Below are 25,293 nucleotides of genomic sequence, written 5' to 3'. Positions count from 1 at the left end.
GTTCCCCAACTGACAGAAGGAAGATGGGGGGTGCAGGGGGGAATTCATTCCCCCCTGCCCTTGTCCTAGAAGCGCTTCAGGAAGAAATGGCGGCGGTGCCCCGGCGGATGATCCGGGATCACGCCGAATTCCTGGTAGCCCTGCTTCAGGTAGAAGCCCGGCGCCTGGAAGCTGTAGCTGTCGAGCCAGGCGCCGATGCAGCCGCGTTTTTTTGCCTCGTCCTCGGCCATGGCCAGGAGCTGTGCCCCCAGCCGGTGCCGCCGCAGCCCTTCGGGGATGTGGAACAGCTCGATGAACAGCCAGGCCTTGTTGGTCTTGCCGGTCAGCCCGCCGAGCGGCGCGCCGCTCTCCGGATCGCGCAGCACGACGGTCAGCGGGGACATCCCCGGATCGCCCACCTGCGAGGCGTTGTAGTCCATGATGCCGTCGAGGATCACCTTGCGGGCCTCGGCATCATCCGGGCCGCAGATCTCGATGCGCGGCGCGCTGGCGTCGCTCACGCCCCGATCTCGAACATCCCCTCGACCTCGACGGCGGCGTCCATCGGCAGGGAGGGCACGCCGATGGTGCTGCGGGCGTGGCGGCCCACATCACCGAACACCTCGACCGCGAGGTCGGAGGCGCCGTTCATCACCAGCGCGTGCTGGGTGAAGTCCGGCCCCGCGGCGATGAAGCCGCCGAGGCGCGCCACGCGGGTGACGCGGTCGAGATCGCCCACCGCCGCCTGCAGCTGCGCCAGCACGTTGATCAGGCAGAGCCGCGCCGCGTCCTTGGCCGTGTCGATGTCGAGATCGGCGCCGACCTTGCCCTTGTAGACGACGGCCCCGTCGCGCACCGGCACCTGGCCGGAGATGACGACCAGCCGCCCGTCCGACACCAGTGTGAAGGGCACGTAATTGGCGACCGGCGCGGCCGGGGTGGGCAGGGTGATGCCGAGCTCGGCGAGGCGAGCGGCGATGCGTCCGGCCATCAGGCAGGCTCCTTCAGCGGAAACGGGGAGAGAGGTTCAGCCGACCAGGCGGAAGATGCGGCGGCGGGCGGCGGGGGAGGGCTGCACCGGCAGGTCGAGCGGCAGCAGCGGGCCACGGTCGCCCGGCGTGCCGATCTCCTCGATGGCGCATTCCTCGATGGTCGGGTCGGGCCAGAGGCGGCGCGCCTCCTGCCCGCCATCATAGGCGATGGCCAGGCGGCGGAAGGCCCAGTCCAGCACCGAGGTGGCGCAGAGGATCTCGCCATCGCCCTCGACCGGGCCGGAGGGGCCGAAGCGGGTATAGGCGAAGGCGGTGATGTAGTCGGACAGCGGCAGGCCGCGTGCGAGGCCGATATTGACCGATTGCAGGAAGCCATCGAGCAGCCCGCGCAGCGTGCTGCCCTCCTTGCCCAGCGAGAGGGCGATCTCGGCCAGGGCGCCCTGCGGGGTCTCGGTGGTGCGCAAAGTCACGCGCTGGCCGCCCACCACCACGCGCCAGACGGCGCCGCGGGCCGACAGAAGCGGGCGCGGCGGCGGCAGCGGCCGGGCCGGCTGCGGCCGGGCGAGCGGCTGGGGGCTCGGCGCGTGCAGATAGGGGCGGATGGCGGCGTCCATCGCCTCCCGCGCCGTCTCGGCCACCGGGGCCAGCAGGGCGGCGGCGGCCCTGGCGCCATGCAGCTCGGCGGCGCGGCGGGCGGCCTGGGTCGGCTGCTCGACCACCGCGCCGGTCTCGTCCTGCACCAGGCGGGTGGCGCCCTGGGCGGGGGCCAGGCCGCCGGTCTCGGCGCCCAGCAGCGCCTCGGCCGCGTCGGGCGCGCTCAGCGCGTAGCAGCCGACATGGCGCAGCCCGCTTGTGGCGCCGGCGGCATCCAGCGCGCGGCGGGCGGCGGCGGCCAGGCCCGGCACGGCGCAACGGGCGGGGGGCGCGGGCCAGAGCAGCGCGGCGGGCTCGCGCGCGCCATGCCGCTCGGCCAGCTCGGCGCTGGCCTGCTCGGCGGCGCCGCGGGTCAGCGCGGAGAGGCAGGTGGCGACGTCGCGCGCCGCGGCCGAGTCGTAGGGCAGGCCGCAGGCGGCCAGCAGCCCGGCCAGGTCGGCGAAGCCCAGGCGCAGGCGCAGGGCGCGGCCGCCGGTCAGCACCTCCAGCGCCAGCACGCCGCTGCGCACGGCGGCCGCATAGCCGCTGGCGTCGAAGCCGCCGGCATCGTCAAGGAAGGCGGGCAGGTTCAGCACGAAGCGCGGCTCGGCCTTGGCATCGCCGCGCCAGGTGGCGGCACCCGGCGCGCCGCGGCGGCGCAGCAGCAGGTCGCGCAGCGACTCGGCCAGGGCCAGGGCGTCGAGCGGCTCCAGCACACCCGTCTCGCCGGCGCGGGCGGTCAGGCGGCGGATCCAGGCCTCGGCCAGGCCGGGCAGCGTCACCGGCCCCTGGCCGGGGGCGAGCACCGCCAGCGCCTCGGCCGCGCCATCATCCCAGGCGGCGGGGATGGCCACGGCACGCAAGGGTGAATCCGGATCCGCCGCCGCGCGTATGCGCCGCAGCGCGATGCCTTCCCAGGGAGTGCCAGCGATCCGAGCCATCCCCGCAGGCTAGCGCCCTCCGCGCCCGCGCGGAAGCGCCCTGCGGCCCGAATCCGGCGCCCGGCCGCCGGACAGGGCGCGGCGGCGGCGGGCGCCCCGCCGCCCGCCCCGGAGCGGTGGCTCCGGCCAGCCCGCCGCCGGCGGCATGGCCCGCCTCCCGCCATGCAACGGCCGCGTAACAGCCGGAGGCACGCGCTGGCAAAGCGGAAAGCCAAGCCTAACTATAGGGTCAGGGATGCGGGGTGCACCTTCCCCCATGCCGCCGCATGTGCGAAGGAAGCCCCGAGCGCGCTCCCCCTGCGGGGGCGGGTCCCCCCGTCTCCGCGCAGCCTATGGAACTGACCGAGCCATGTCCTTCCTGCAGCGGCTGACCACTGGCTTCTCCGCCAGCAAGATCGGCACCGACCGTTTCGGCAACACCTATTTCGAGAGCCGGAAGACCTGGCTCGGCTATGGCCGGAAGCGCCGCTTCGTGATCTACGCCAAGGAGGCGGACCCGACCACCGTGCCGCCCGAATGGCATTGCTGGCTGCACCATGTCACCGACGCGCCGCTGCCGGAGCAGAAGCGCTACGCCTGGCAGCAGGAGCACCAGCCGAACCGCACCGGCACCCCCCTCGCCTATCGCCCGGACCAGCGTCCGGCCAATGCCCCCCGCCCCAGCGCCGCCGGCGAGTACGAGGCCTGGACGCCGGGCAGCTGAGGCTCAGACAGGATATCTTCATGCAGGGTCGCAATCTGGCGGAGATCATCACCGGCGCCGTCGTGCTGCTGGTGGCCGCCGCCTTCCTGGTCTTCGCCGTCGGGCAGTCGGGGCGCAGCTTCGGCACCGGCGCCGCCGGCAGCGTCACGCTGACCGCCAAGTTCGACCGCATCGACGGCCTCTCCCCCGGGGCCGATGTGCGGATCGGCGGCGTCAAGGTCGGCAGCGTGGTGGACCAGCGCATCGACCCGCAGACCTATCTGGCCATCCTGCGGCTGCGGGTGGATCCGGGCATCGGCATCCCCAATGACAGCTCGGCCGAGATCACCTCGGAGAGCCTGCTCGGCGGCAAATATGTCGCCCTGGTGCCGGGCGGCTCCGAGACCATGCTGCGCGACGGGCAGGAGATCACCATCACCCAGTCCGCCGTCAGCCTGGAATCGCTGCTCGGCCGCTTCATCTTCTCGGTCACCGAGCTGACCTCGGCCAATGCGCGCGAGCAGGGCGGCAATGGCGGCGGCCATGGCGAATCCGGCCAGACCGGCGCCGCGCCCCCGGCCGCGCCGAGCGGGGGCGCCGCTCCGGCGGCGCCGCGGCCGTGAGCCTGGCCCCGCCCGCCCAGTGGCCGGGCGCCGATGGCCAGCCCGTCTCCTGCCGGGAGAAGCTGAAGGTGCTGGCCGAGAACCACCGCGAGGCCGCCACCATGCTGCAGGACCTGCTGGAGGACGCCGTGCTGATGGGCGTGGACGAGGGCGCCATGCGCCGCATCCTGGCCGAGCTGGTGGCCGAGCTGCCCAGCCCCCGCCGCGCCGGGGGTGGCGCCTGATGCGCGCGGCCCTCCTCGCCCCGCTGCTGACCCTTACCTTGGCCCTGCCGGCCGCCGCGCAGCAGGATCCGGGCTGGGTGCCCGGCCGCACCGCCAAGCTGCAGGCGCTGGACAAGGTGACGGCGCGCATCACCCTGCTGGAGACCCCGGTCAACCAGCCGATCAATTTCGGCACGCTGCGCATCACCGTGCGCGCCTGCAATGCCCGCCCGCCGGAGGAGGTGCCCGACGCCGCCGCCTGGCTGGAGGTGCTGGACACCCGCAACGACCCCAACGGCACCCCGGCCTTCCGCGGCTGGATGTTCGCCAATGCCCCCGGCGTGTCGATGCTGGAACACCCGGTCTACGACCTCCGCATCCTGGAATGCCGTTGATGTTTTTCCGGGCTGCCGCCCTCGGGTGGTAAGGCGGGATTCTGGACGGGGCGCCGCCGTCCGGTGGGGCGGCTCGCTTCCGGGCTGCCGCCCCCTGGCGGGAAAGCGGGGCTCCATTCCGGATGCCGCCATCTTGTGATGGAGCCTGTGGCGGGGCTGCTGCCCTCCCGCGGCCAAGCCTCCGCCCGGCCGCCGCCATCCGGCGGCCCCGCCAGCGCCGGTAAACACCACCGTGACCGGCCGCCACATTCCCTTTGTTTTCAATAAACTGACAAAAAGACGCAGCGGGGCGTGGCGGGAGCTGTGCAAGAAAGGGGGTCTACAGCGCATCCGGCGCGCCCCTATCCTGTTACCATGTCCATGCCGCCGCTTCCCTCGCCGCACGCCGCCCTGTTCCTCGACCTCGACGGGACGCTGATCGAGATCGCCCCGCGCCCGGACGCCGTGGTGGTGCCGCCGCATCTGCCCGGCCTGCTGGCCCGGCTGTCGGACCGGCTGGGCGGGGCGGTCGCCATCGTCACCGGCCGCGGGCTGGAGGTGGCGCGCGCGCTGACCAGCACCCCGCCCATCGCCTATGCCGCCGAGCATGGCACCATCATCGATGCCTCTGGCCTGCCGGGCGCTGCGATCCCGCCCATGGCCGCCGCCGCCCACCCCGCCCGAGGCCTGGCGCGACCGCGCCCAGACCTTCGCCGCGGCCGAGGGCCTGCTCTTCGAGCCCAAGCAATACGGCTTCGTGCTGCATTTCCGCGCCAACCCGGAGAAGGGCCCGGCCGCCACCGGCTTCCTGCAGGCCATGGTCGAGGGCAGCGACTTCCAGGTGATGCCCGCCCATGCCGCGGCCGAGCTGCGGCCCAAGGGCCTCGACAAGGGCAGCGCCGTGCGCTGGCTGATGCGCCACGCCCCCTTCGCCGGCCGCCAGCCGGTCTTCATCGGCGACGACGTCACCGACCAGTTCGGCATCGATGCCTGCGCCGAGCTCGGCGGCACCGGCTACCGCATCCCGATGGATTTCCCCGGCCCCTCGGCGGTGCATGACTGGCTGGAGCGCATCGCCGGGCGGATGGCGGCATGACGCCGCCGCTTCCGCCCGCCGGGCCCCAGCCGCTCGACCTCGCCCCGGTCGGCAATGGCATCATCGCCGGGCTGTTCGACCGCGCCGGCCGCTGCTCCTGGCTCTGCTGGCCGCGCTTCGATGGCGACCCGGTCTTCTCCGCGCTCCTCGGCGGCGAGGCGCCGCAGGACGGCTTCATGGAATGCGAGCTGGTGGGCATGGTGGAGACCCGCCAGAGCTACCGCCGCAACACCGCCATCCTCGAGACCGAGCTGATCGACGAGAAGGGCAACCGCATCCGCATCACCGATGCGGCGCCGCGCTTCCGCCGCTTCGGCCGCCCCTTCCGCCCGCCCATGCTGGTCCGCCGCATCGAGCCGCTCTCCGGCCAGCCGCTGATCCGCCTGCGCATCCGCCCGCGCGCCCATTGGGGGCAGGACCGGCCGGTGCGCCGCTCCGGCTCCAACCATCTGCGCTACTTCACCGAGGATGCGGCGCTGCGGGTGACGACCGACGCGCCGCTGGCCTGCCTGGCCGAGGAGGCGCCCTTCCTGCTCGACCAGCCGGTGACGCTCATCCTGGGCCCCGACGAGACGGTGCCGGAGGGCGCGGACGCCATCGGCCAGGAATTCATCCGCGAGACCGAGGCCTATTGGCTGGACTGGACGCGCGGCCTGCACCTGCCCTTCGAATGGCAGGATGCGGTGATCCGCGCCGCCATCACCCTCAAGCTCTGCACCTTCGAGGAGACGGGGGCGGTGGTGGCCGCGCTGACCACCTCGATCCCCGAGGCGCCGGACACCGAGCGCAACTGGGACTACCGCTATTGCTGGCTGCGCGACGCGCTGTTCACCGTGCAGGCGCTGAACCGCCTCGGCGCCACCCGCACCATGGAAGAATACATCCGCTACGTGACCAATGTGGTGGCGATCTCCCCGGGCGGGGTGCTGAAGCCCTGCTACCCGCTGGTGCCCTCGCTGCCCATGCCGGAGCGGATCGAGGAGGCGCTGCCCGGCTTCCTCGGCATGGGGCCGGTGCGCGTCGGCAACCAGGCGGCCGACCAGGTGCAGAACGACGTCTATGGCTCGGTCATCATGGCCGCCGCCCAGATGTTCTTCGACCAGCGCCTGCCGCGCCCGGCCGGCGAGCCGCTGTTCCGCCTGCTGGAGACGCTGGGCGAGCAGGCCGAGGCCCGCGCGCTCACCCCCGATGCCGGCATCTGGGAATATCGCGGCCGGGCCCGCATCCACACCTTCTCGGCCGCCATGTGCTGGGCCGGCATGGCGCGTCTGGCCGGCATCGCCCGGCATCTCGGCCTGCCCGACCGCGCCGAGCGCTGGGCCCGCGCGGCGCGCGAGCTGCATGCGGTGATCTGCGAGAAGGCCTTCCGCCCGCATCTCGGCAGCTTCGTCGAGAGTTTCGAGAGCGACGGCATGGACGCCGCCCTGCTGCTGCTGCCCGAGATCGGCTTCCTGCCGGCCACCGACCCCCGCTTCCGCGGCACGCTCGACATGATCGGGCGGCGCCTGATGCACAATGGCTTTCTCTACCGCTACGACATGGCTGACGATTTCGGGAAACCTGAAACCGCCTTCCTGGTCTGTTCGTTCTGGTATGTGGACGCGCTTGCGGCCGCCGGCCGGACGGAGGAGGCGCGCGCCATGTTCGGGAGCATCCTGTCGTGCCGGAATCACCTGGGCTTGTTGGCGGAGGACTTGGACCCGACACGGAACCGGCTCTGGGGGAATTTTCCTCAGACCTACTCCCATGTTGGTCTGATTCTGTCGGCGATGCGTTTGAGCCGTTCGTGGGAGCACGGTCTGTGGGGCGGGTAGTCGTCGTCTCCAACCGCGTCGCCGTGCCGCGGCGCGGCGAACCCTCGGCCGGCGGCCTGGCCGTAGGGCTGAAGGATTCGCTGAAGGCCAGCGGCGGGCTGTGGTTCGGCTGGAGCGGCGAGACCCGCAAGGATGCCTCGCTGGAACCCCGCCGGGTGCGCTCCGCCGGCATCGACTACGCCACCATCGACCTGACCGAGGAAGACCATAAGGGCTTCTACGCCGGCTACTCGAACAACACCCTCTGGCCGCTCTTCCATTTCCGCCTCGGCCTGATGGAGTATGACCGGCAGGAGGCCGCCTCCTACCGCAAGGTGAACCGGGATTTCGCCCAGGCGCTGCTGCCGCTGCTGGGCCCCGAGGACACCATCTGGATCCATGACTACCAGCTGATCCCGATGGCCGCCGAGCTGCGCGCGCTGGGCGCCAGGCAGCGCATCGGCTTCTTCCTGCACATCCCCTTCCCGCCCTGGGCGGTGCTCTCGGCGCTTCCCGACGCCGAGCGGCTGCTGCGGGACCTGCTGGCCTATGACCTGGTCGGCGTGCAGACCAAGCGCGACCTCAGCGGCATGATCAACTGCTTCCAGGACGGGCTGGGCCTGACCCCGGACGCCACCGGCGGCGTCCGCGGCGAGGTGGCTGGCCAGATGCGCCGCACGCAGCTTTCCGCCCATCCGATCGGCATCGACACGCGCGGCTTCGCGACGCTTGCCCGCAAGGCCGCCTATGGCCCGGAGACCCAGCGCCTGGCCGCCAGCATGGGCGACCGCTCGCTGATCGTCGGCGCCGAGCGGCTGGACTACACCAAGGGCCTGCCGCACCGCATGCGCGGCTTCGCCGCCCTGCTGGCCAAATTCCCCGAGCATCTGAACAAGGTGACCTATCTGCAGGTCGCCGCCCGCAGCCGCAACGAGGTGGCCAGCTACCGCAACCTCCGCCGCGAGCTGGACACGCTGGCCGGCCGCATCAATGGCGACTATGCCGAGTTCGACTGGACGCCGGTGCGCTATGTGGCCCGCGCCGTGGCGCGCGACACCCTGGCCGGCTTCTACCGCGCCGCGCGGGTCGGCCTGGTCACCCCGCTGCGCGACGGCATGAACCTGGTCGCCAAGGAATATGTGGCGGCGCAGGACCCCGAGGATCCGGGCGTGCTGGTGCTCTCCTCCTTCGCCGGCGCGGCGGAGAACATGGATGGCGCCCTGCTGGTCAACCCGCTGGACGCCGAGGCCATCGCCGAGCGCCTGGACCAGGCGCTGAAGATGCCGCTGGGCGAGCGCCGCGAGCGCTGGGAGAGCATGATGCGCGGGCTGGAGGAGCAGACCGCGACGCGCTGGGCCGAGAGCTTCCTGGCCGAGCTGGAGGAACTGCCGCTGCCCGAGCAGGATCTGCTCTGGGCCGCGCCCACCCGGAACTGAGCCGGGGCGGGACCAGGGAAAGGGCGGGGGCCGGCCCCCCTCGCCCTCCCCTGGCCCCGATCCCCGAGCCCGTTCCCTGGCGCCCACAGGCCGCGACCGGAAAGCCCCGCCATGCAGCTGCTCCATGCCGGCCCGGTTTTCGCCGATTACCACCAATTCTACCTGGCCGACGCAGCGGCGAAGACCGAGGCGCGGCACTGGACCGATGCGGATCTGGCCGCCGGGCTGATCGCCCAGCCCGGCGAGATCGGCATCGCCACTGCCCGCAACACCCATGTCCCGGTGCGCGTCGAGCTGCATGACACGCCGCCGCCGCTGGCGCTGGCGGGGGTCGACCAGGCGGCCGAGGCCTCGCTGGTCACCGCCGGCATGCTGGTGCTGGCCGGCTGCACCGATTCCTGGCCCGACGCCACAAGGCTCGCCGTGCCGCCCGGCCCGCTGCGGCTGCGCCTGCTGGCCTCCGGCCTGGACCGGCTGAGCGAGGACGGGCTGGAGGGGGAGGACCACTACCTCATCCAGCTCTGGCCGGCGCCGGAAGCGCCGGTCGCGGTGCTGAAGCCCTGGAACCCGGCCGGGGCCTAGCCCTCGCCGCCCGGCGGCCGCAGCGCGCGGATCGCCGCTTCCAGCCCCTCCGGCTCGGCCGGAAAGGCCGCCTCGATCGCCATCGCCTCGGCCAGGCGCTGCTTGTAGGCGGCGCGCGGGATCTCGCAGGCGCCGAACTGCTCCAGATGGCCGGTGATGAACTGGGTGTCGAGCAGGGTGAAGCCGCCCAGCCGCAGCCGCGCCACCAGATGCACCAGCGCCACCTTGGAGGCGTCGCGGGCGCGGCTGAACATGCTCTCGCCGAAGAAGGCGCCGCCGAGGGCCACGCCATACAGCCCGCCCACCAGCTCCTCCCCCGCCCAGCTCTCCACCGAATGGCCATGGCCCATGCGGTGCAGCGTGGTGAACAGCGTCTCGATCTCCGGGTTGATCCAGGAATCCTCGCGTCCCGGGGCGGGGGCGGCGCAGCCGGCGATGGTGGCGGCGAAGGCCTGGTTGACCGTCACCCGGTAGGGGCCGGAGAGCACGGTGCGCAGCAGCCGGCGCGGCAGGTGGAAGCCCTCCAGCGGCAGGATGCCGCGCAGCTCCGGGTCCAGCCAGTAGAGCCGGCGCCCCTCGCGCGATTCGGCCATCGGGAACAGGCCGGCGCGATAGGCGCGCAACAGCAGCTCGGGCGTGATCTCCAGCGGGCGGCGCGACATGCCGCCCATCATGGGGCCGGGCGGGGCATCCGCGCCAGGATGCGCTCGGCCAGGGCCGGGTAGTTCTCGTCGAAATGGTGGCCGCCCGGCAGGCGGATGATCTGCGCCGGCGTGTTCTGGAAGGCGAGGCAGGCGGTCTCCGCCTCCTCCTCCGACCCATAGACGCATTGCACCTTGTCGGCCGGCAGGCCGGGGATCTCGGGCGCGGTGGGCAGGGCGCTCGGCCGCGACAGGCCGATGAAATCGCCGATCTTGATCTCGAAGGCCGCGTCCCGGGCGAAGGCCAGCAGCGAGATCAGCACCACCCGGGCCTTGCTCTCCGGCTTCATGCGGTTCCAGGCGAAGGGCATGACATCGGCGCCGAAGGAATAGCCGATCAGCGCCACCTGCGAGACCTGCCACTTGCTGGCATAGAGGGCGATGACGCGGTCCAGCTCGGCCGCCACCTCCTCCGGCGTGCGGCGGCGCCAGAACCAGTTCAGGCAGTCGAAGCCCAGCACCGGCACGCCGCGGTCGCGCATGTGGCGGCCGATCTGCCGGTCCAGGTCGCGCCAGCCGCCATCGCCGGAGAGGATGATGGCGAAGACATCGCCCCGCTTCTGGCGCGGCGCCATCTCGACCAGCCAGGTGGAGGTGTCGCGCTGCGCCAGCGCCGGGCGGGCCAGCACCAGCCCGCCGCCAAGGGCGGCCCCGGCCGCCAGCAGACCGCGTCGTTTCATGGACACCCTCTCTCAGCGCTGCCGCCCGCCCCGGGCCGGCGGTGACAGGAACGGCGCAGCCCGCCGCCGGATGCGGGGCGGCTCACTTGCCGATCACCCCGCGCAGCCCGCCCGATTGCAGCGCCGCCACATCGGCCAGCACCACCCAGGGGTCCAGCCCGCCGGGGGTGCAGAGATAGCGGGGCTCCCAGACCGGCTCGAACTTCTCCTTGAAGGCGCGCAGCCCGCGGAAATTGTAGAAGCGCTCGCCGCGGCGGAAGACCAGCCCGCCCAGGCGGTACCAGACCGGCGCCAGCCGGTGCGCGGCCAGGCCCGAAAGCGGCGCCATGCCCAGGTCGAAATGGCCATAGCCCTGCTCCTTGGCCATCAGGATCAGCTTCAGGAACAGGAAATCCATGGTGCCGGGCGGCATGACCGGGCGGTGGCGCATCAGGTCGATCGACATGTCGGTGCGCGCGCCCGGCGTGTCCATGACGGTGGCGAAGGCGATGATCGCATCCTCTGGCCCGCGCACCACCGCCACCGGCTGGGAGGCGACATAGGCAGGCTCGAAGGAGCCGAGAGAAAAAGCCTTCTCCCGCGCCCGGTGCTGCGCCAGCCATTCGTCTGAGATTTTTTTCAGTTCGGGGAGCAGGGGCGCCACCTGGTCAGGGGGGACCAGCTCGAAGCGCAGCCCCTCGCGCTCGGCGCGGTTCAGCGCGCTGCGCAGCGGCTGGCGCGACTTGCCGGTCAGGCTGAAGCCGGCCAGCGGCACCCGCGCCGCCTCGCCCAGCTTCAGCGGCTGCAGCCCGGCATCGATGTAGAGCGGCAGATTCTCCGGCCGCGCCTGGTAGAAGGCGGCGCGCCCGCCCTGGGCGTCCGCCATCTCGACGAAGCGCCAGACCAGCTCCACCCGCCGCGCCTTCGGCCCCACCGGGTCGGAGAGCGCGATCCAGGAGCGGCCGCGCCGGCCATACATGATGAAGGCATCGCCCTCGGGCGCGAAGAGCAGCGCCTTGTCGCCCATGCGGACGAGATTGGCATCCGCCCGGTCCTGGCTGGCCAGGATGGCGGTGGCGCGGGCCAGCTCCTCCGGCGTCGGCGGGTGGACGGTGCTGCGGGCCGGGCGCAGCAGCGCCCAGAGCCCGGCGGCGAACAGCGCCAGCACGATGCCGAGCGTGGTGCGCATGCCGCGCGGGGCGGAGGCGTCCAGCTCGAACTGCCACCAGAGCTGGCGGGAATATTCGACATCGCGATGCGCGAAGAACAGCAGCCAGGTGGCCGCCCCGACCACGCCGATCACCGCCAGCCACCAGCCGGGGGTGAAGCTCGGCGCCAGCATCTGGGCGCGGCGGTCGAAGCGCTCATGCGAGGCCAGCAGGGCGACCGCCAGCAGCGCCAGCAGGCCGAGCTCCAGCTCGCCGCCGCCGCGCGCCACGCTGAGCACGAGGCCGCCCAGCGCGAGCGCGAGCGCCAGCCACCAGGCGCCGTCCAGCCGGTGCACCAGCCCATGCGCCACGAAGAGCAGCAGCAGCCCGCCGACGCTGGCGATCAGATGGCTGGCCTCGAAGAGCGGCAGCGGCAAGGCGGGGGCGAGCAGCCCCGGCACCTCGCCCGAGGGGGGCGTGACGCCGCCCAGCAGCAGCGCGGCGCCGGCGGCGAAGGCCATGGCGCCGAGGAAGCGCGGCATCAGCCGCGTCGCCGCCCGCACCGCGCGGGTGCCGCCCTGCAGCAGATGCGCGCGGCGGCTGGCCTCGAACCCCGCCAGCAGCAGCAGCGCCAGGCAGAGCGGCAGGGCGAAATAGATCAGCCGGTACAGCACCAGGGCGGTGGCCACCTGGTCCAGGCTGACACCGGTGTTCTGGAAGGCCAGCAGCACCACCGCCTCGAACACGCCGATGCCGCCGGGCAGATGGCTGGCGGCGCCGATGGCGATCGCCACCGCATAGAGCGCCATGAAGAAGGGCAGATCGACCACGCCATCCGGCAGCAGCAGCCAGAGCACGGTGGCGGCGGCGCCGATATCGACCAGCGAGACCAGCCCCTGGAAGGCCACCAGCTTCAGCGGTGGCACCCGGAAGCCGATGCCACGGACCCGCAGCCGCCCCGGCCGCAGCCTTCCCCACACCGCCAGCGCGGCCATGCCGGCCAGGATGGCCAGGGCGATGCCGCGCAGCAAATCGGGCGGCAGGCCGGACCAGTCATCGACCGATTCGGCGGTGGCCAGCAGCCCGAGCGCGCCGACCGCGAACAGCCCCAGCACGAAGCTGGCGGTGACGAAGACCAGCAGCCGGGTGATGCGCTCCGGCTTCAGCCCGGCCGCGGCATAGATGCGCCAGCGCACCGCCGCCCCCGTGAAGGCGCCCACCCCCACCGTGTTGCTGAGCGCGAAGCCGCAGAAGGCCGCCAGCATGGCGATGCGCCGCGGCACCGCCCCCGGCGCCACATGCCGCAGCGCCGAGAGGTCGTAGCCGGTCATCGCCAGGAAGCTCAGCGCCGTGGCGCCGAGCGCGGCCAGGATGGTCCAGGGGCTCTGCTGCGACAGCCCGGCCATGACGGTGGCGTAGTCGAGCTCATGCGACAGGCCATGCAGCGCCAGCAGCGCCAGCGCGGCCATGACGCCGCCGCCGCCCAGCAGCAGCCAGGGCCGCAGCATCGCCCAGCGACGGGCGCGGCGGGCGGCATCGGCCGGCGGCGCCAGGCTCTGCAGCGTTTCGGCGGAGGGGGGCGGCACGGAGGTGAGGCCGTTCATCACTCTTCCCGAAGCTCGAAAATCCGGCGGTCCTGTCATGACAAACGGCAGGGATCGCCGTCAGGCTGCCTGGGTTGGATAGCGAAAAGATGAAAAGAAGTTGGCAGCCCTGCCACGATCCGGCGAGCGGCGCGGCGGGCCGGCGCGACGGGGCGCGGGCCAGGCCATGCCGGATGGCCAAGGGGGCGAGCGCGCCGGAAGCGGCGGGCGGCCCGGAGCAACACCCCGCGCCGCCCGCCCGGTCTCAATCCTTCAGGCCGACGAAGCGCTCGAGCCAGTGGATGGTGTAGTCGCCCGACTGGAACTGGGCGTCGTCCATGATGCGCTGGTGCAGCGGCAGGGTGGTGCGGATGCCGTCCACCACCATCTCCGACAGCGCCCGGCGCATGCGGCCGATCGCCTCGGCCCGCGTCTTGCCATGCACCACCAGCTTGGCCACCAGGCTGTCATAGTGCGGCGGCACCGAATAGCCGGAGTAGAGCGCGCTATCGACCCGCACGCCCAGCCCGCCCGGGGCGTGGAAGGTGTTCACCCGCCCCGGCGAGGGGGCGAAGGTCTCCGGGTCCTCGGCGGTGATCCGGCACTCGATCGCATGGCCACTGAAAGACACATCGGCCTGGGTGTAGCCGAGCTTCTCGCCGGCGGCGACGCGCAGCTGCTCCTTCACCAGGTCGATGCCGCAGACCATCTCGGTCACCGGATGCTCGACCTGCAGGCGGGTGTTCATCTCGATGAAGCTGAACTGGCCGTCCTGCCATAGGAATTCCAGCGTGCCGGCATTGCGGTAGCCGAGCTTGGACAGGCCCTGGGTCACCTGGGCGCCGATCGCCTCGCGCTCGGCCGGCGTCAGGGCCGGGGAGCCCGCCTCCTCGACCAGCTTCTGGTGGCGGCGCTGCAGCGAGCAGTCGCGCTCGCCGAAATGCACGACATTGCCATGCATGTCGGCCATCACCTGCAGCTCGATATGCCGCGGCCGGTCCAGGTATTTCTCCATATAGACCGCGTCATTGCCGAAGGCGGCCTTGGCCTCGGTGCGGGCGACGCGCCAGGCCTCCTCCAGCTCCTCCGCCGAATGGGCGACCTTCATGCCGCGCCCGCCACCGCCGGCGGCGGCCTTGATCAGCACCGGATACCTGATCCGGTCGGCGACCTCGCGCGCCTCCTCCAGGCTCGACAGCTCGCCATCCGAGCCGGGGACCAGCGGCACGCCGAGCGACATCATCGCCTGCTTGGCGGCGATCTTGTCGCCCATCATGCGGATATGCTCGGCGGTCGGGCCGATGAAGGTGAAGCCATGCGCCTCCACCATCTCGGCGAAATTGGCATTCTCCGAGAGGAAGCCATAGCCGGGATGGATCGCCTCGGCGCCGGTGATGCTGGCGGCGGAGAGGATGGCGGCGACGTTCAGGTAGCTGTCGCGCGCGGCGGGCGGGCCGATGCAGACGCTCTCATCCGCCAGGCGCACATGCATGGCGGTGGCGTCCGCCGTGGAGTGCACGGCCACCGTCCTGATGCCCATCTCCTGGCAGGCGCGGTGGACGCGCAGCGCGATCTCGCCGCGATTGGCGATCAGCACCTTCCTGAACATGGGGTCTTACTCGACCACCAGCAGGGGCTCGCCATACTCGACCGGCGAGCCGCTCTCGACCAGGATCCGCGTCACGGTGCCGGCCTTGGGCGCCTTGATCTGGTTGAAGGTCTTCATCGCCTCGATCAGCAGCAGGGTCTGCCCGGCCGCCACCTTGGCACCCAGCGTGACGAAGGGGGCCGCACCCGGCTCGGGGGCCAGGTAGGCGACGCCCACCATCGGCGAGGTGATGGCGCCCGGCGTGCTGGCCGAGATCTCGGCCGCCGCGGGGGCCGGGGCGGCGGCCGCCACCGGGGCGGCGGCGGGCGCCGCGGCCACGGGGGCGGCGGCGACCACGGTCGGCGCCACGGTCACGCTGCGGGTGACGCGCAGCCGGGCCTCGCCATCGGCCAGCTCGATCTCCGTCAGGTCGGTCTCGCGCAGGATCTGGGCCAGCGCCCGGATCGAATCCGGGGTGAAGGAAATGCCGCTCATGGAACCTCTCTGATACCCTGCCCGCCGCTCAGTCCTGGTCCGCCTGGGCCAGGATGCCGGCGATGCCGCGCAGCGCCAGCGCATAGCCATGCGGCCCCAGGCCGCAGATGACGCCCTGCGCCGCGCGCGACACATAGGACAGGTGCCGGAAGGACTCCCGGCGATGGATGTTGCTGAGATGCACCTCGACGACCGGCAGGTCGGAGGCCAGCAGGGCATCCATCAGCGCGATCGAGGTGTGGCTGTAGCCGGCCGGGTTGATGATGATGCCCGCCGCCATGTTCCGCGCTTCCTGCACCCAGGAGATCAGCTCGCCCTCGACATTGGTCTGGCGGAAATCGATCGCCAGGTCGAGCGCATCGGCGGTCTCGGCGCAGAGCGCCTCGATATCGTCCAGCGTCTCGGATCCGTAGATCTCGGGCTGGCGGGTGCCGAGCAGATTCAGGTTGGGGCCGTTCAAAACGAAGATCAGCGGCGGGTTCACGTGGGGTTTCCGTCCGGTCCGGTGCGGCGGCGCCTAGCACGGGGTGTTTCCGCGCCGCAAGCATCGGCCTCTCGCGCTTTTGCGGGAAGGATGCAACCCCTTGTTTCCCGGGCTGGCGGGCGGGGCGGCCCGGCGGCGATCGCCCTGCCCTGGCCCGCCCGCCGGGCCCGCTGCCGGCCCTGGTCCCGGGGCCACCCCCGGGATCCGCCCCTGGGGGCGCCTCCCCTGGCCGTTTCCGGCCGGCGGAGGGGCCGGCCCGGGGCCCCGGCCCTCAGGCCTTGGCCATGGCGGTGCAGCTCTCGGCGCAGCGGCGGCAGGCGGTGACGCATTCCTCCATGCCGCCCAGGGCCTCGCATTCGGCGGCGCATTCGGTGCAGATCTCGGCGCATTCGGCGCAGGTGTGCCGGTGGTGGGAGGTGCCGAGCAGCATGAAATGCGCCGAGGTACGGCAGATCTCGGCGCAGGCCAGCATCAGCCGGACATGCTCGGGGGCGGTGTGCCGCCCGCCCATCTCCAGGCAATGGCCGGACAGGCTGGAGAGGCAGGTGGCGTAGCAGGCCAGGCAGTTGTCGATGCAGGCGCGCATCTCGGCGGAGAGATGGGACATGGCGGGGCTCCTTGGCGTGTGCCCACAGAACAGGGGGCGGCGGGGGGCAGTTGCACCCCGCCCTCGCCGCTCCCTCGGCCCGGCCCCCGGCCCGGCCCGCCCAGTCGGCGCTTCGGCGCTTCGGCGCTTCAGCGCTTCAGCGCCCGGCTGGCATGCAGGTACTGGAAGTGCCGCTCATACTGGGAGAGCACGTCCTGGATCAGCTCCTCCCGCGTCAGATCCATCACGTCGTAATCCTGGCTGCCATCCTCCAGGAACACCTCGGCGCGCCAGTAATGCTCGCGCTGCTCCTGCTCGGGCCGGCTCTCGAAATAGGCGAAGCTCGGCATGGCGTAGCGGCGCAGGCGGATGCCGTAGCGGAACTCCTCCGGCGCGCCGGGCATGGCGATCAGCCGCAGCCGGTCCTCCCGCGTCTCGACCGCCGCGGTCAGGCCACGGCCGCGCAGCGCCTCCGCCACCGCCTCCAGCGCCGGGGTGGCGGTGTGGGCGATGAAGCCGAGCCCGGCCTCGCGGCTCGGATGCGCCAGGATGCCCTGCAGCTGGCGCTGCCAGGAGCGGCCCTGGCGCGGCGGCAGGTTCTGCGCCAGCGCGTCCTGGCGCAGCCCCTCCCGCTGCAGGGCGCGCCACAGCCCATAGGCCATCAGCAGCATCACCACGGCGAAGGGCAGCGCGCTGGCGATGGCCGCCGTCTGCAGCGCCTTCAGCCCCTCGCCCGAGGCCAGCAGCACGATGGCGATCAGCCCCGAGCCCACCGCCCAGAACACCCGGAGCCAGAGCGGCACGTCGTCGCGGCCGCCGGCGGTGATGGTGCTGACCACCAGCGCCGCGCTGTCGGCCGAGGTGACGAAGAACACCACCACCAGCAGCATGGCCAGCCAGGAGGAGATGGCCGAGAGCGGGAACTGCTCCAGGAAGACGAAGAGCGCCAGGGTGACGTCGCGGCCGACCACCTCGGACACGGCGGTGGTGGTGCCGGAGAGGTGCAGCCACAGCGCGCTGTCGCCGAACACCGTCATCCAGGCGAAGGTGAAGCCGGCCGGCACCAGCAGCACGCCGAGGACGAATTCGCGGATCGTCCGCCCGCGCGAGATGCGGGCGATGAACATGCCGACGAAGGGCGACCAGGCGATCCACCAGCCCCAGTAGAACAGCGTCCACTCGCCCAGCCATTCCTTCGGGTCATAGGCGTACATGTTGAAGGTGCGCAGCGCGAACTGGTCGATATAGCCGCCGAGATTCTGCACGAAGCCGCGCAGCAGGAAGGTGGTGGGCCCGACCACGAAGACGAACAGCATCAGCGCCGTCGCCATCAGGATGTTGAGGTTGCTCAGCAGCTTGATGCCGCGCTCCAGCCCCGAGGCGACCGAGAGGGTGGCCAGCAGGGTGATGCCGGCGATCAGCAGCGCCTGCACGGTGAAGCCCACCGGCAGACCCATCACATGCGACAGGCCGGCATTGACCTGCAGCGCGCCGAGGCCGAGCGAGGTCGCCACCCCGAACAGCGTGCCCAGCACCGCGAAGACATCCACCGCATCGCCGATCGGGCCGCGGATGCGCTCGCCGATCAGCGGATAGAGGGCGGAGCGCACGGTCAGCGGCAGGCCGTGGCGGAAGCTGAAATAGGCGAGGCTGAGGCCGACCACCGCATAGATCGCCCAGGCATGCAGGCCCCAGTGGAAATAGCTCAGCTGCAGCGCGGCGCGGGCGGCGGCCAGGCTGGCCGGGTCGCCCTCCGGCGGCAGCATGAAATGCGTCACCGGCTCGGCCACGCCGAAGAACACCAGGCCGATGCCCATGCCGGCGCTGAACAGCATGGCGAACCAGGCGAGATAGCTGAATTCCGGCTCGGAATGGTTGGGGCCAAGGCGGATGCGGCCGCTGTCGCCGAAGGCCAGCAGCGCCGAGAACAGCAGGAAGACGGCGACCGCCAGCAGGTAGAACCAGCCCAGCTCCGCGGTGATCCAGGCCTGGGCGGCGCCGAAGGCGCGGCCCGCCAGATCCGGCGCCAGCGCGCCGAAGGCGACGAAGGCCAGGGTCAGCAGCGCCGAGGCGGTGAAGACCCGCCGGTTGACCGGCGCGGCGCCCGGGCCGGGCGGCGGCGCGGCGGGTGTCGCGGCGGCGGGCGGGGCCGGGGGCGGTTCGGGCGGGGCGGCGGGCATGGCGGCGCTTCCTGGGCTGGTGGGCCGGGCCTCGGGGCGGCGGGACCCCGGGGCGGCGGCCGGAGGGGACGCGGCGGGACGGCGCGGAGAGTGCGGCGCGCGGGCAGAAGCGCGCGGGGCGCGGGCGGCGAGGGGGATGCCGACCGCGCCCCGGCAATCAGCCGGGCGGATGCGCGGCCCGGTGGCGTTGCAACGCCGCCCGGCGGGAAAGGTTGAGCTCGTGCTGCGCCGTGGCGTCGCGCGGCATCACAAGGGCTTTGGCGGGGGCCGGCGCGGCGCTGCCTCATGGGTGCCCCGCCACGCGGCGGGATGACAGGCGCCGGCCGGCTTCCTAGTTTGCGGCGCAGCGTGTTGCAGGAGTCCCTCACCGATGCCGTGTCTCGCCCCTTGCCCAGGGCCGGCGCCTCGCTCGTCCCGCCGCCCCGGGCCGGCGCTGCTGGCGCTGGCCGGCCTGGCCCTGCTGGCCGCCGGCTGCAGCCCCAGCTACTCGCCGGACACCTATGCCAGCCGCGCCGTGCAGCAGGCCAACAAGGTGGAGGCCGGGGTGGTGGTCGGGCGGCGCGCCGTGCAGATCTCGGCCGATGGCTCGACCGGCGCGGCGGCGGGCGCCGCGGCGGGCGGCGTCGCCGGCACGCGGGTGGGCGGGGGTGACATCACCTCGGCCTTCGCCGGCATCGGCGGCGGGCTGATCGGCGGGCTGCTCGGCGCGGCCTCGGAAAAGGGCGTCGGCTCGACCGACGGCTTCGAATACATCGTGCGCAAGCCGAATGGCGAGATGATCTCGGTCACCCAGCGCGACGAGACGCCGCTGAACATCGGCCAGAAGGTGCTGGTGATCGCCGGCGCCCAGGCGCGCATCGTGCCGGACTACACGGTGGGCGACACGGCGGCGCAGCCCGGCGCCGCGCCGGCCCCGGGCGCGACACCGGGCGCGACACCAGGCGCCACGCTGGGCGCCACGCTGGGCGCCACGCCGGGCGCGGCCACCGGAACGCCCCCGGGCGGCGGCACCGCCCCCACCCCGCCGGCACCGGCCGAGGAAGCGCTGCCGCCCCCCGCCGGCGCCACGCCCGAGGCGGCGCCGCCCGCCGGGGCGCCCGCCACCCCCGCCCCGGCCAATCCGGCGACGCTGCCGGGCCTGACCCTGCCGCTCGGCCAGACCGCCATCTGAGCCGCGCGCCGCGCGCGGCGATCCGGGAAGCGGGGCGGCCATGCCGCCCCACCCCTTCCCCAATCGCGCCGCGCGCGCCACATTCCGCCGCATGGCGGAGAGCATCCAGATCACGATCAACGGGGAAACCCGTCTCATCCAGGGCCAGGCGACGGTGTCCGACCTGCTGGCCGTGCTGAGCCTCGACACCCGCAAGGTGGCGGTCGAGCGCAATCTCGAGATCGTGCCGCGTTCGGCCTATGCCGCCACCGCGCTGGCGCAGGGCGACACGCTCGAAATCGTACACTTCATTGGCGGGGGCTGAGCCCATGGACGGCGACATCATGACCGCGGCGGACGATAGCTGGGAGGTGGCGGGCCAGCGCTTCCGCTCGCGCCTGGTCGTCGGCACCGGCCGCTACAAATCGCTCGAGGAGACCGCCGCGGCGATCGAGGCGAGCGGCGCGGAGATGGTCACCGTCGCGGTGCGGCGGGTGAACCTGTCCGACCCCAACGCGCCGATGCTGCAGGATTTCGTCGACCCGAAGAAATACACCTACCTGCCCAACACCGCCGGCTGCCACACCGCGCAGGATGCGGTGCGCACCCTGCGCCTGGCGCGCGAGGCCGGCGGCTGGAACCTGGTGAAGCTCGAGGTGCTGGGCCCGCCGCCCTTCCCTCTACCCCGACATGCCGGCGACCTTCGAGGCGGCCGAGGCCCTGATCAAGGACGGCTTCCAGGTCATGGTCTACTGCGCCGACGACCCGCTGGCCGCCAGGCGGCTGGAGGAGATGGGCTGCGTGGCGGTGATGCCGCTCGGCGCGCCGATCGGCTCGGGCCTCGGGCTCACCAACCCCTTCATGCTGCGCTCGATCATCGAGAATGCGAAGGTGCCGGTGCTGGTCGATGCCGGCATCGGCACGGCCAGCGAGGCGGCGCATGCCATGGAGCTGGGCTGCGACGCGGTGCTGCTGAACTCCGCCATCGCCCATGCGCGCGACCCGGTGCGCATGGCCCGCGCCATGAAGGCGGCGGTGGAGGCCGGGCGGCACGCGCATCTGGCCGGCCGCATGCCGCGCAACTACGTGGCCGACCCGTCCAGCCCGCTCTCCTCCGGGCTGATCCGGTGAGGGCCGCCCTGCTGCTGGCCGCCGGCCTCGCCCTCGCGGCGGGCCCGGCGCTGGCCCAGGGCTCGACGCCGCAGCCGGGGCACGAGACCATGTTCCGCGAGCTGGACCAGCCGCTGCAGGCGCTGCTGAACGATGGCTGGCAGATCACCGGCATGGCCGGCAATCTCGGCGGCATCGGCTATGTGCTGCACAAGGAGGGGCGCTGGGTGACCTGCCAGCTGATCTCCCGCCGCGAGGATACGCGCAGCCGCTGCATGGCGCTGAACTGAAGGCATCGAGGGGGCTTTGCCCCCTCGAGCTCCCCCAGCAGGGGACAGGGTCCCCTGCACCCGCCTTCAGTTAGAATTGAGAGGGGCAAAGCCCCTCTCAATGCGCCTCGCCGCCACCGCCACCCGAACGTGGCCGGCGCAGCAGCAGCACCAGCGGCAGCGAGGCCAGGAAGGCCCCCGCCATCACCAGCAGCGTGTCGTTATAGGCCAGCACCAGCGCCTGCTGGTTCACCAGCGCCTGGATCTTGCCCAGCGCCGCCACATCCGCCGCCCCGCCCAGCCTTCCGGCCAGCGCGCCGCTCAGCGTGTCGCGATAGGCCTCGACCGCCGGCCGCGCCCAGTTCACCGCCTCCGCCAGATGCAGACGGTGCAGGTAGGAACGGTCGGTCACCAGCGTGTTGATGATGGCGAGCCCGACCGCGCCACCCAGATTGCGCATCAGGTTGTACAGGCCCGAGGCGCCCTTCAGCCCGGCGGGCGGGATGGTGCCGAGCGCCATCTGGTTGATCGGCGCCATGCACATCATCATGGCGACACCGCGCAGCCCGAGCGGGAAGGCCATCTCGGCGAAGCCGTGCTGGCTGGTCAGCCCGGCGGTCAGGTACAGCGCCAGGAAGAACAGCAGCAGCCCGATGGTCAGCGGCACGCGCGGATCCACCCTGGCCAGCATGCGGCCGACAAAGGGGGCGGCGACGAACATGCAGGCGCCGGTGATGAACATCACCTCGCCGATCTGCATCGAATTGTAGCCGCGCACCCGGCCGAGGAAGAGCGGGATCAGATAGACCGAGCCATAGAGGCCCACACCCATGGTGAAGCTGAGCACGCAGCCAATGGCGAAGTTGCGGTCGAGGAAGGCGCGCAGATCGACGATCGGCTCCTCCCGCGACAGCGCCCGCCAGAAGAACAGCACGCCGGCGATGGCGCAGACCGCGGCGAAGAGCGCCACCGTCTCATCCTGCAGCCAGTCCCAGCGCGGGCCTTCCTCCATGACGTATTCCAGGCTGCCCAGGAACAGCGCCATGAACAGCAGCCCCCACCAGTCGAAGCGCGCCAGCAGCTTCGGGTCGGGGCGGTCGATATCGACGGTGTTCCACACCACCAGCGCGATCAGCGCGCCGATCGGGACGTTGATCAGGAACAGCCAGTGCCAGGAGAAGCTCTGCGTCAGCCAGCCGCCCAGCGTCGGACCGATGGTCGGCGCCAGCGTCGCGGTCAGCCCGATCAGCACCATCGCATTGGCGCGCTTCGCACCCGGAAACAGCAGGAAGCTGGCGGCGAAGACGGTCGGGATCATGGCGCCGCCGATGAAGCCCTGCGCCGCGCGGAACACCACCATCAGCCCGAGGCTGCTGGCCATGGCGCAGGCCAGCGAGAAGACGGTGAAGCCCAGCGCCGAGACGGTGAACAGCACCCGCGTCGACAGCAGTCTCGAAAGAAAACCCGAAAGCGGGATCATGACGATCTCGGCGATCAGGTAGCTGGTCTGCACCCAGCTGGCCTCGTCCGGGCTGGCGGCGAGGCCGGCCTGGATCTCGGAGATCGAGGCGGAGACGATCTGGATGTCCAGGATCGCCATGAACATGCCGAACACCATGGCCATGAAGCCGACCATGGCGCGCGGCTGGATGCGGCCGACCGGCGCGGCCGAAGGCCCGGCTGTGGTGGCGCTCATCGCGCGCCCTCCCTTCAGCGCAGGCCGAGCGTCGCAGCGGCGGCGGAGAACAGGCCGCGCGGGGCGTGCGGGTCGGCGCGCATGTCGATCTCGGCCACCACCGACAGGCCGGGGCGCAGCCGGGCGATGGCCTCGGCATTCTGCCCCGGCTCCAGCACCAGCTTCACCGGGACGCGCTGCACGATCTTGGTGAAATTGCCGGTGGCGTTCTCCGGCGGCAGCAGGCTGAACTGGCTGCCGGTGGCGGGCGCGAAACTGTCCACCCGGGCGTGCAGGGCATGGCCGGGGATGGCGTCGACGCGGATCTCCGCCGGCTGGCCGGGGCGCATGCCGGGCAGCTGCGTCTCCTTGAAATTGGCGGTGACGTAGAGCGCGCCCGCCGGCGGCGCCACGGCGATCAGCTGCTGCCCCGGCCGCACATGCTGGCCGAGCTGCGCCGCGCGATTGCCGGCGATGCCGTCGAAGGGGGCGCGGATCTCGGTATAGGACAGGGTGTTCCGCGCCAGCTGCAGCGCCGCGCGGGCCTGGTCGCGCCGCGCCTCGGCCTGGGTCAGCTGCGCCCGCTGCACGGCGATGGCCTGGCGGCGCACCACCAGCTCGGCCTCGGCGGCGCGCAGCGCGGCATCGGCCTTGCGCTGCGCCGCCACCGCCTGGTCGGCATTCTGGCGCGAGGACCAGCCGCCGCCCACCAGCGCCTCGGCCCGGCGGGCATCGGCGGCCGCGCGTACCTGCTCGGCGCGGGCCTGCTCGATCTGCGCACTGGCCGAGGCCACCTGCTCCTCGGTCTGGGTCAGGCTTTCGCGGGCGGTGACGATCGCCCCCTCCGCCTCGGCCAGCGAGGCCTCGGCCTGGGCCAGCTGGGCGCGGGCGTCGCGATCGTCGAGGCGCAGCAGCACCTGGCCGGCGGTCACCGGCTGGTTGTCGGCCACCAGGATGGCGGCGATATCGGCCTCGATGCGCGGGCTGAGCACGGCGATGTCGCCCTGCACATAGGCATCGTCGGTCTCCGCCAGGAAGCGGCCGACCTGCCAGTACCAGGCGCCGCCCAGCGCCGCCCCGGCCAGCAGCAGCAGCGGCAGCACGCGCAGCAGGATCAGCCGGCGCCAGGGGCGGCGCGGCCGGCGCGGCGGCGGGGCGGGGGATGCGTTGCGCGCGGCCTCGGCGGCCGCGGCGGGGGCCACGGGAGCGTTCATGGGAAACCTTCGAACTGAACGGTTCAGTTCACCTACGGTTGCAGATGCCCCCGCCCCCGCCCGGCGTCAAGACCAAACTGAACTGAACCGTTCAGTACACTCTTGAGAAAGCGCCGGCGCTGGCTTACTTCCCGTCCATGTCCCTCGCCGCGACCGATCCCGCCCCCGAGACCTTCGCCGCCGGCGCGGAGGCCGAGGCCTCGCCCAAGCGCCGCGCCATCCTGGAGGCGGCGGCCGGGCTGTTCATGGCCGAGGGGCTGGCCGCCGTCTCGATGGATGCAGTGGCGCGCGCCGCCGGCGTCTCCAAGGCGACGCTCTACGCGCATTTCAGCGGCAAGGACGCACTGTTCACCGAGATCGTGCAGAACAATTGCCGCCGGCTGCAGGGCAGCGCCGATGCCGCGCTGGTCGACCACGCCTTGCCGCTGGAGCCGGCGCTGACCCAGCTCGGCACGCATTGGCTGGGCTTCCTGCTGCAGCCCAAGGTGCGCGCCCTGCACCGCGTGGTGCTGGCCGAGAGCGGCCGCAGCCCGGAGCTGGCCGCCGCCTTCTATCAGGCCGGGCCGGTGACGCTGCGGCGCTGGCTGGAGCAGTGGCTGGAGGGCGAGAAGGCGCGCGGCAGGCTGCGGCCGGAGGTGCCGGCGCCGCTGGTGGCCGAGCAGTTCTTCGCCCTGCTGCGCGGCGACCTGTTCATGCGCGCCACGCTCAACCTGGCGCCCGATATCGGCCATGAGGCCGTCGCCGGACAGGCCGCCGCGGCGGCCCGGGCCATCATCCGCCTCTATGGCGCCGACGCCACCGCCTGAACGGCCGCTCCACCCCCTAGCGCGCCAGCCAGCGCCACAGGGCCAGCCCCATCACGCCAAGCCAGGACAGGGCCACCGTTCCCGCGACCAGCGTTAGGTAGAGCTTGCGGGAGATCAGCCAGCCGACCGGGAACAGGACGACCAGGGCCAGGATGTGGACGAGGATGAGGGTCCCGTTCATCGGTGCGGTCCGGCGCGGCGTTCGTTCCTGTTTCCTAGCGGGCTCGGGGCGCCGCCGCCATCGCCCCGCCCTCGCCCTGCCCTCGGCCCGCCGGGCGAATCGTGACAGGAGGGATTCGCCCGTGGCCGCG

The 25,293-nt window shown here is 72.4% G+C and carries 27 protein-coding genes and 2 pseudogenes; 15 read left to right on the top strand and 14 right to left on the bottom strand.

Going from position 1 to position 25,293, the window contains the following annotated elements; all coding sequences use genetic code 11:
* Positions 1 to 65 precede the first annotated feature (65 nt).
* From QE401_RS19555 to QE401_RS19545, 3 genes are read right to left on the bottom strand one after another with little or no spacing between them, the layout of a single operon-like run.
* Complete coding sequence (locus QE401_RS19555; RefSeq protein WP_307139770.1) at positions 66 to 500, bottom strand: GNAT family N-acetyltransferase; 435 nt, start codon at positions 498 to 500, stop codon at positions 66 to 68.
* Positions 497 to 970, bottom strand: a complete 474-nt coding sequence (locus QE401_RS19550) for a RidA family protein (RefSeq protein WP_307139769.1) — start codon at positions 968 to 970, stop codon at positions 497 to 499. Before QE401_RS19550 ends, QE401_RS19555 begins: the two co-directional genes overlap by 4 nt.
* Before the next feature lie 36 nt (positions 971 to 1,006).
* A complete protein-coding gene (locus QE401_RS19545) occupies positions 1,007 to 2,458 on the bottom strand; it encodes a TSCPD domain-containing protein (RefSeq protein WP_475638109.1) in 1,452 nt (483 codons plus the stop codon).
* A gap of 436 nt (positions 2,459 to 2,894) precedes the next feature.
* Here QE401_RS19545 and QE401_RS19540 point away from each other — a divergent pair, with 436 nt between their 5' ends.
* The 9 genes and pseudogenes from QE401_RS19540 to QE401_RS19500 all read left to right on the top strand — a co-directional run bounded on the left by QE401_RS19540 (position 2,895) and on the right by QE401_RS19500 (position 9,334).
* A complete protein-coding gene (locus tag QE401_RS19540) occupies positions 2,895 to 3,248 on the top strand; it encodes an NADH-ubiquinone oxidoreductase subunit NDUFA12 family protein (protein WP_307139767.1) in 354 nt (117 codons plus the stop codon).
* Positions 3,249 to 3,268: 20 nt separating this feature from the next.
* Positions 3,269 to 3,850 carry an outer membrane lipid asymmetry maintenance protein MlaD gene (gene mlaD, locus QE401_RS19535; RefSeq protein WP_307139766.1) on the top strand — a complete coding sequence of 194 codons (582 nt, stop codon included), beginning with the start codon at positions 3,269 to 3,271 and terminating at the stop codon, positions 3,848 to 3,850.
* On the top strand, positions 3,847 to 4,074 hold the full coding sequence (locus QE401_RS19530; RefSeq protein WP_307139765.1) for a hypothetical protein: 228 nt from the start codon (positions 3,847 to 3,849) through the stop codon (positions 4,072 to 4,074). Before mlaD ends, QE401_RS19530 begins: the two co-directional genes overlap by 4 nt.
* Positions 4,074 to 4,448, top strand: coding sequence for a DUF2155 domain-containing protein (locus QE401_RS19525; protein WP_307139764.1), 375 nt, complete (start codon positions 4,074 to 4,076; stop codon positions 4,446 to 4,448). The genes QE401_RS19530 and QE401_RS19525 overlap by 1 nt, the downstream gene beginning before the upstream one ends.
* A gap of 354 nt (positions 4,449 to 4,802) precedes the next feature.
* Positions 4,803 to 4,988, top strand: a pseudogene (locus QE401_RS19520) (trehalose-phosphatase); the annotation flags it as partial.
* 61 nt (positions 4,989 to 5,049) lie between these two features.
* On the top strand, positions 5,050 to 5,523 hold the full coding sequence (locus tag QE401_RS19515) for a trehalose-phosphatase (protein ID WP_307139763.1): 474 nt from the start codon (positions 5,050 to 5,052) through the stop codon (positions 5,521 to 5,523).
* Entirely contained in the window at positions 5,520 to 7,337 is a 1,818-nt protein-coding gene (locus QE401_RS19510) for a glycoside hydrolase family 15 protein (RefSeq protein ID WP_307139762.1), read from the top strand. The genes QE401_RS19515 and QE401_RS19510 overlap by 4 nt, the downstream gene beginning before the upstream one ends.
* On the top strand, positions 7,325 to 8,752 hold the full coding sequence (locus QE401_RS19505) for an alpha,alpha-trehalose-phosphate synthase (UDP-forming) (RefSeq protein WP_307140278.1): 1,428 nt from the start codon (positions 7,325 to 7,327) through the stop codon (positions 8,750 to 8,752). The genes QE401_RS19510 and QE401_RS19505 overlap by 13 nt, the downstream gene beginning before the upstream one ends.
* Before the next feature lie 111 nt (positions 8,753 to 8,863).
* The gene (locus tag QE401_RS19500; RefSeq protein WP_307139761.1) at positions 8,864 to 9,334 is read left to right on the top strand and encodes a hypothetical protein; all 471 of its coding nucleotides are present in this window, start codon (positions 8,864 to 8,866) and stop codon (positions 9,332 to 9,334) included.
* Here QE401_RS19500 and aat read toward each other — a convergent pair.
* The 8 genes from aat to QE401_RS19460 all read right to left on the bottom strand — a co-directional run bounded on the left by aat (position 9,331) and on the right by QE401_RS19460 (position 18,758).
* Positions 9,331 to 9,996 carry a leucyl/phenylalanyl-tRNA--protein transferase gene (gene aat, locus QE401_RS19495; protein WP_307139760.1) on the bottom strand — a complete coding sequence of 222 codons (666 nt, stop codon included), beginning with the start codon at positions 9,994 to 9,996 and terminating at the stop codon, positions 9,331 to 9,333. The two genes, QE401_RS19500 and aat, sit on opposite strands and share 4 nt — an antisense overlap.
* Positions 9,997 to 10,004: 8 nt before the next feature.
* The gene (locus QE401_RS19490) at positions 10,005 to 10,715 is read right to left on the bottom strand and encodes a virulence factor family protein (protein WP_307139759.1); all 711 of its coding nucleotides are present in this window, start codon (positions 10,713 to 10,715) and stop codon (positions 10,005 to 10,007) included.
* 82 nt (positions 10,716 to 10,797) lie between these two features.
* Entirely contained in the window at positions 10,798 to 13,446 is a 2,649-nt protein-coding gene (gene mprF / locus QE401_RS19485; RefSeq protein WP_307139758.1) for a bifunctional lysylphosphatidylglycerol flippase/synthetase MprF, read from the bottom strand.
* Positions 13,447 to 13,690: 244 nt separating this feature from the next.
* The gene (gene accC / locus QE401_RS19480; RefSeq protein WP_307139757.1) at positions 13,691 to 15,034 is read right to left on the bottom strand and encodes an acetyl-CoA carboxylase biotin carboxylase subunit; all 1,344 of its coding nucleotides are present in this window, start codon (positions 15,032 to 15,034) and stop codon (positions 13,691 to 13,693) included.
* Between the two features lie 6 nt (positions 15,035 to 15,040).
* Complete coding sequence (accB, locus tag QE401_RS19475; RefSeq protein ID WP_307139756.1) at positions 15,041 to 15,508, bottom strand: acetyl-CoA carboxylase biotin carboxyl carrier protein; 468 nt, start codon at positions 15,506 to 15,508, stop codon at positions 15,041 to 15,043.
* A gap of 28 nt (positions 15,509 to 15,536) precedes the next feature.
* Positions 15,537 to 15,992, bottom strand: a complete 456-nt coding sequence (aroQ, locus tag QE401_RS19470; RefSeq protein WP_307139755.1) for a type II 3-dehydroquinate dehydratase — start codon at positions 15,990 to 15,992, stop codon at positions 15,537 to 15,539.
* A gap of 271 nt (positions 15,993 to 16,263) precedes the next feature.
* The gene (locus QE401_RS19465; protein ID WP_307139754.1) at positions 16,264 to 16,599 is read right to left on the bottom strand and encodes a four-helix bundle copper-binding protein; all 336 of its coding nucleotides are present in this window, start codon (positions 16,597 to 16,599) and stop codon (positions 16,264 to 16,266) included.
* A 128-nt stretch (positions 16,600 to 16,727) separates the two neighbouring features.
* Positions 16,728 to 18,758, bottom strand: coding sequence for a BCCT family transporter (locus QE401_RS19460; RefSeq protein ID WP_307139753.1), 2,031 nt, complete (start codon positions 18,756 to 18,758; stop codon positions 16,728 to 16,730).
* A gap of 370 nt (positions 18,759 to 19,128) precedes the next feature.
* Between QE401_RS19460 and QE401_RS19455 the strand changes: the two genes are divergently transcribed.
* From QE401_RS19455 to QE401_RS19435, 5 genes and pseudogenes are all read left to right on the top strand, one after another.
* Entirely contained in the window at positions 19,129 to 19,929 is an 801-nt protein-coding gene (locus QE401_RS19455) for an outer membrane lipoprotein (protein ID WP_307139752.1), read from the top strand.
* Positions 19,930 to 19,969: 40 nt separating this feature from the next.
* A complete protein-coding gene (gene thiS / locus QE401_RS23110) occupies positions 19,970 to 20,233 on the top strand; it encodes a sulfur carrier protein ThiS (RefSeq protein WP_307139751.1) in 264 nt (87 codons plus the stop codon).
* Positions 20,169 to 20,534 (top strand): annotated as a pseudogene (locus QE401_RS23105) (hypothetical protein); the annotation flags it as partial. The gene thiS and the pseudogene QE401_RS23105, both read left to right, overlap by 65 nt.
* A gap of 64 nt (positions 20,535 to 20,598) precedes the next feature.
* The gene (locus QE401_RS23100) at positions 20,599 to 21,039 is read left to right on the top strand and encodes a beta/alpha barrel domain-containing protein (RefSeq protein ID WP_307139750.1); all 441 of its coding nucleotides are present in this window, start codon (positions 20,599 to 20,601) and stop codon (positions 21,037 to 21,039) included.
* The gene (locus QE401_RS19435) at positions 21,036 to 21,308 is read left to right on the top strand and encodes a hypothetical protein (RefSeq protein WP_307140292.1); all 273 of its coding nucleotides are present in this window, start codon (positions 21,036 to 21,038) and stop codon (positions 21,306 to 21,308) included. Before QE401_RS23100 ends, QE401_RS19435 begins: the two co-directional genes overlap by 4 nt.
* 97 nt (positions 21,309 to 21,405) lie before the next feature.
* Here QE401_RS19435 and QE401_RS19430 read toward each other — a convergent pair whose 3' ends face one another.
* Positions 21,406 to 22,983, bottom strand: a complete 1,578-nt coding sequence (locus tag QE401_RS19430) for a DHA2 family efflux MFS transporter permease subunit (protein WP_307139749.1) — start codon at positions 22,981 to 22,983, stop codon at positions 21,406 to 21,408.
* Positions 22,984 to 22,997: 14 nt separating this feature from the next.
* Positions 22,998 to 24,176, bottom strand: a complete 1,179-nt coding sequence (locus tag QE401_RS19425; RefSeq protein ID WP_307139748.1) for an HlyD family secretion protein — start codon at positions 24,174 to 24,176, stop codon at positions 22,998 to 23,000.
* Between the two features lie 137 nt (positions 24,177 to 24,313).
* Here QE401_RS19425 and QE401_RS19420 point away from each other — a divergent pair, with 137 nt between their 5' ends.
* Positions 24,314 to 24,982: a TetR/AcrR family transcriptional regulator gene (locus tag QE401_RS19420; RefSeq protein WP_307139747.1), complete on the top strand. Its 669-nt coding sequence runs from the start codon at positions 24,314 to 24,316 to the stop codon at positions 24,980 to 24,982.
* Positions 24,983 to 24,998: 16 nt separating this feature from the next.
* Here QE401_RS19420 and QE401_RS19415 read toward each other — a convergent pair whose 3' ends face one another.
* Entirely contained in the window at positions 24,999 to 25,163 is a 165-nt protein-coding gene (locus QE401_RS19415) for a hypothetical protein (protein ID WP_307139746.1), read from the bottom strand.
* Positions 25,164 to 25,293: the final 130 nt, after the last annotated feature.

The sequence above is a fragment of the Pseudoroseomonas cervicalis genome (genome assembly GCF_030818485.1).
Taxonomy (GTDB): domain Bacteria; phylum Pseudomonadota; class Alphaproteobacteria; order Acetobacterales; family Acetobacteraceae; genus Pseudoroseomonas; species Pseudoroseomonas cervicalis_A.
The sequence above is the reverse complement of the archived record's forward strand: the minus strand, read 5'-3'. Positions and strand labels throughout refer to the sequence as shown.

Bases quoted from the DNA above. Each gene is read 5' to 3' on its own strand.
- QE401_RS19550 (WP_307139769.1), bottom strand. From the start codon at position 970: ATGGCCGGACGCATCGCCGCTCGCCTCGCCGAGCTCGGCATCACCCTG.
- QE401_RS19540 (WP_307139767.1), top strand. From the start codon at position 2,895: ATGTCCTTCCTGCAGCGGCTGACCACTGGCTTCTCCGCCAGCAAGATC.
- mlaD (WP_307139766.1), top strand. From the start codon at position 3,269: ATGCAGGGTCGCAATCTGGCGGAGATCATCACCGGCGCCGTCGTGCTG.
- QE401_RS19525 (WP_307139764.1), top strand. From the start codon at position 4,074: ATGCGCGCGGCCCTCCTCGCCCCGCTGCTGACCCTTACCTTGGCCCTG.
- QE401_RS19515 (WP_307139763.1), top strand. From the start codon at position 5,050: ATGCCTCTGGCCTGCCGGGCGCTGCGATCCCGCCCATGGCCGCCGCCG.
- QE401_RS19510 (WP_307139762.1), top strand. From the start codon at position 5,520: ATGACGCCGCCGCTTCCGCCCGCCGGGCCCCAGCCGCTCGACCTCGCC.
- QE401_RS19500 (WP_307139761.1), top strand. From the start codon at position 8,864: ATGCAGCTGCTCCATGCCGGCCCGGTTTTCGCCGATTACCACCAATTC.
- aat (WP_307139760.1), bottom strand. From the start codon at position 9,996: ATGTCGCGCCGCCCGCTGGAGATCACGCCCGAGCTGCTGTTGCGCGCC.
- QE401_RS19490 (WP_307139759.1), bottom strand. From the start codon at position 10,715: ATGAAACGACGCGGTCTGCTGGCGGCCGGGGCCGCCCTTGGCGGCGGG.
- mprF (WP_307139758.1), bottom strand. From the start codon at position 13,446: ATGAACGGCCTCACCTCCGTGCCGCCCCCCTCCGCCGAAACGCTGCAG.
- accC (WP_307139757.1), bottom strand. From the start codon at position 15,034: ATGTTCAGGAAGGTGCTGATCGCCAATCGCGGCGAGATCGCGCTGCGC.
- accB (WP_307139756.1), bottom strand. From the start codon at position 15,508: ATGAGCGGCATTTCCTTCACCCCGGATTCGATCCGGGCGCTGGCCCAG.
- QE401_RS19465 (WP_307139754.1), bottom strand. From the start codon at position 16,599: ATGTCCCATCTCTCCGCCGAGATGCGCGCCTGCATCGACAACTGCCTG.
- QE401_RS19460 (WP_307139753.1), bottom strand. From the start codon at position 18,758: ATGCCCGCCGCCCCGCCCGAACCGCCCCCGGCCCCGCCCGCCGCCGCG.
- QE401_RS19455 (WP_307139752.1), top strand. From the start codon at position 19,129: ATGCCGTGTCTCGCCCCTTGCCCAGGGCCGGCGCCTCGCTCGTCCCGC.
- thiS (WP_307139751.1), top strand. From the start codon at position 19,970: ATGCCGCCCCACCCCTTCCCCAATCGCGCCGCGCGCGCCACATTCCGC.
- QE401_RS23100 (WP_307139750.1), top strand. From the start codon at position 20,599: ATGCCGGCGACCTTCGAGGCGGCCGAGGCCCTGATCAAGGACGGCTTC.
- QE401_RS19430 (WP_307139749.1), bottom strand. From the start codon at position 22,983: ATGAGCGCCACCACAGCCGGGCCTTCGGCCGCGCCGGTCGGCCGCATC.
- QE401_RS19425 (WP_307139748.1), bottom strand. From the start codon at position 24,176: ATGAACGCTCCCGTGGCCCCCGCCGCGGCCGCCGAGGCCGCGCGCAAC.
- QE401_RS19420 (WP_307139747.1), top strand. From the start codon at position 24,314: ATGTCCCTCGCCGCGACCGATCCCGCCCCCGAGACCTTCGCCGCCGGC.
- QE401_RS19415 (WP_307139746.1), bottom strand. From the start codon at position 25,163: ATGAACGGGACCCTCATCCTCGTCCACATCCTGGCCCTGGTCGTCCTG.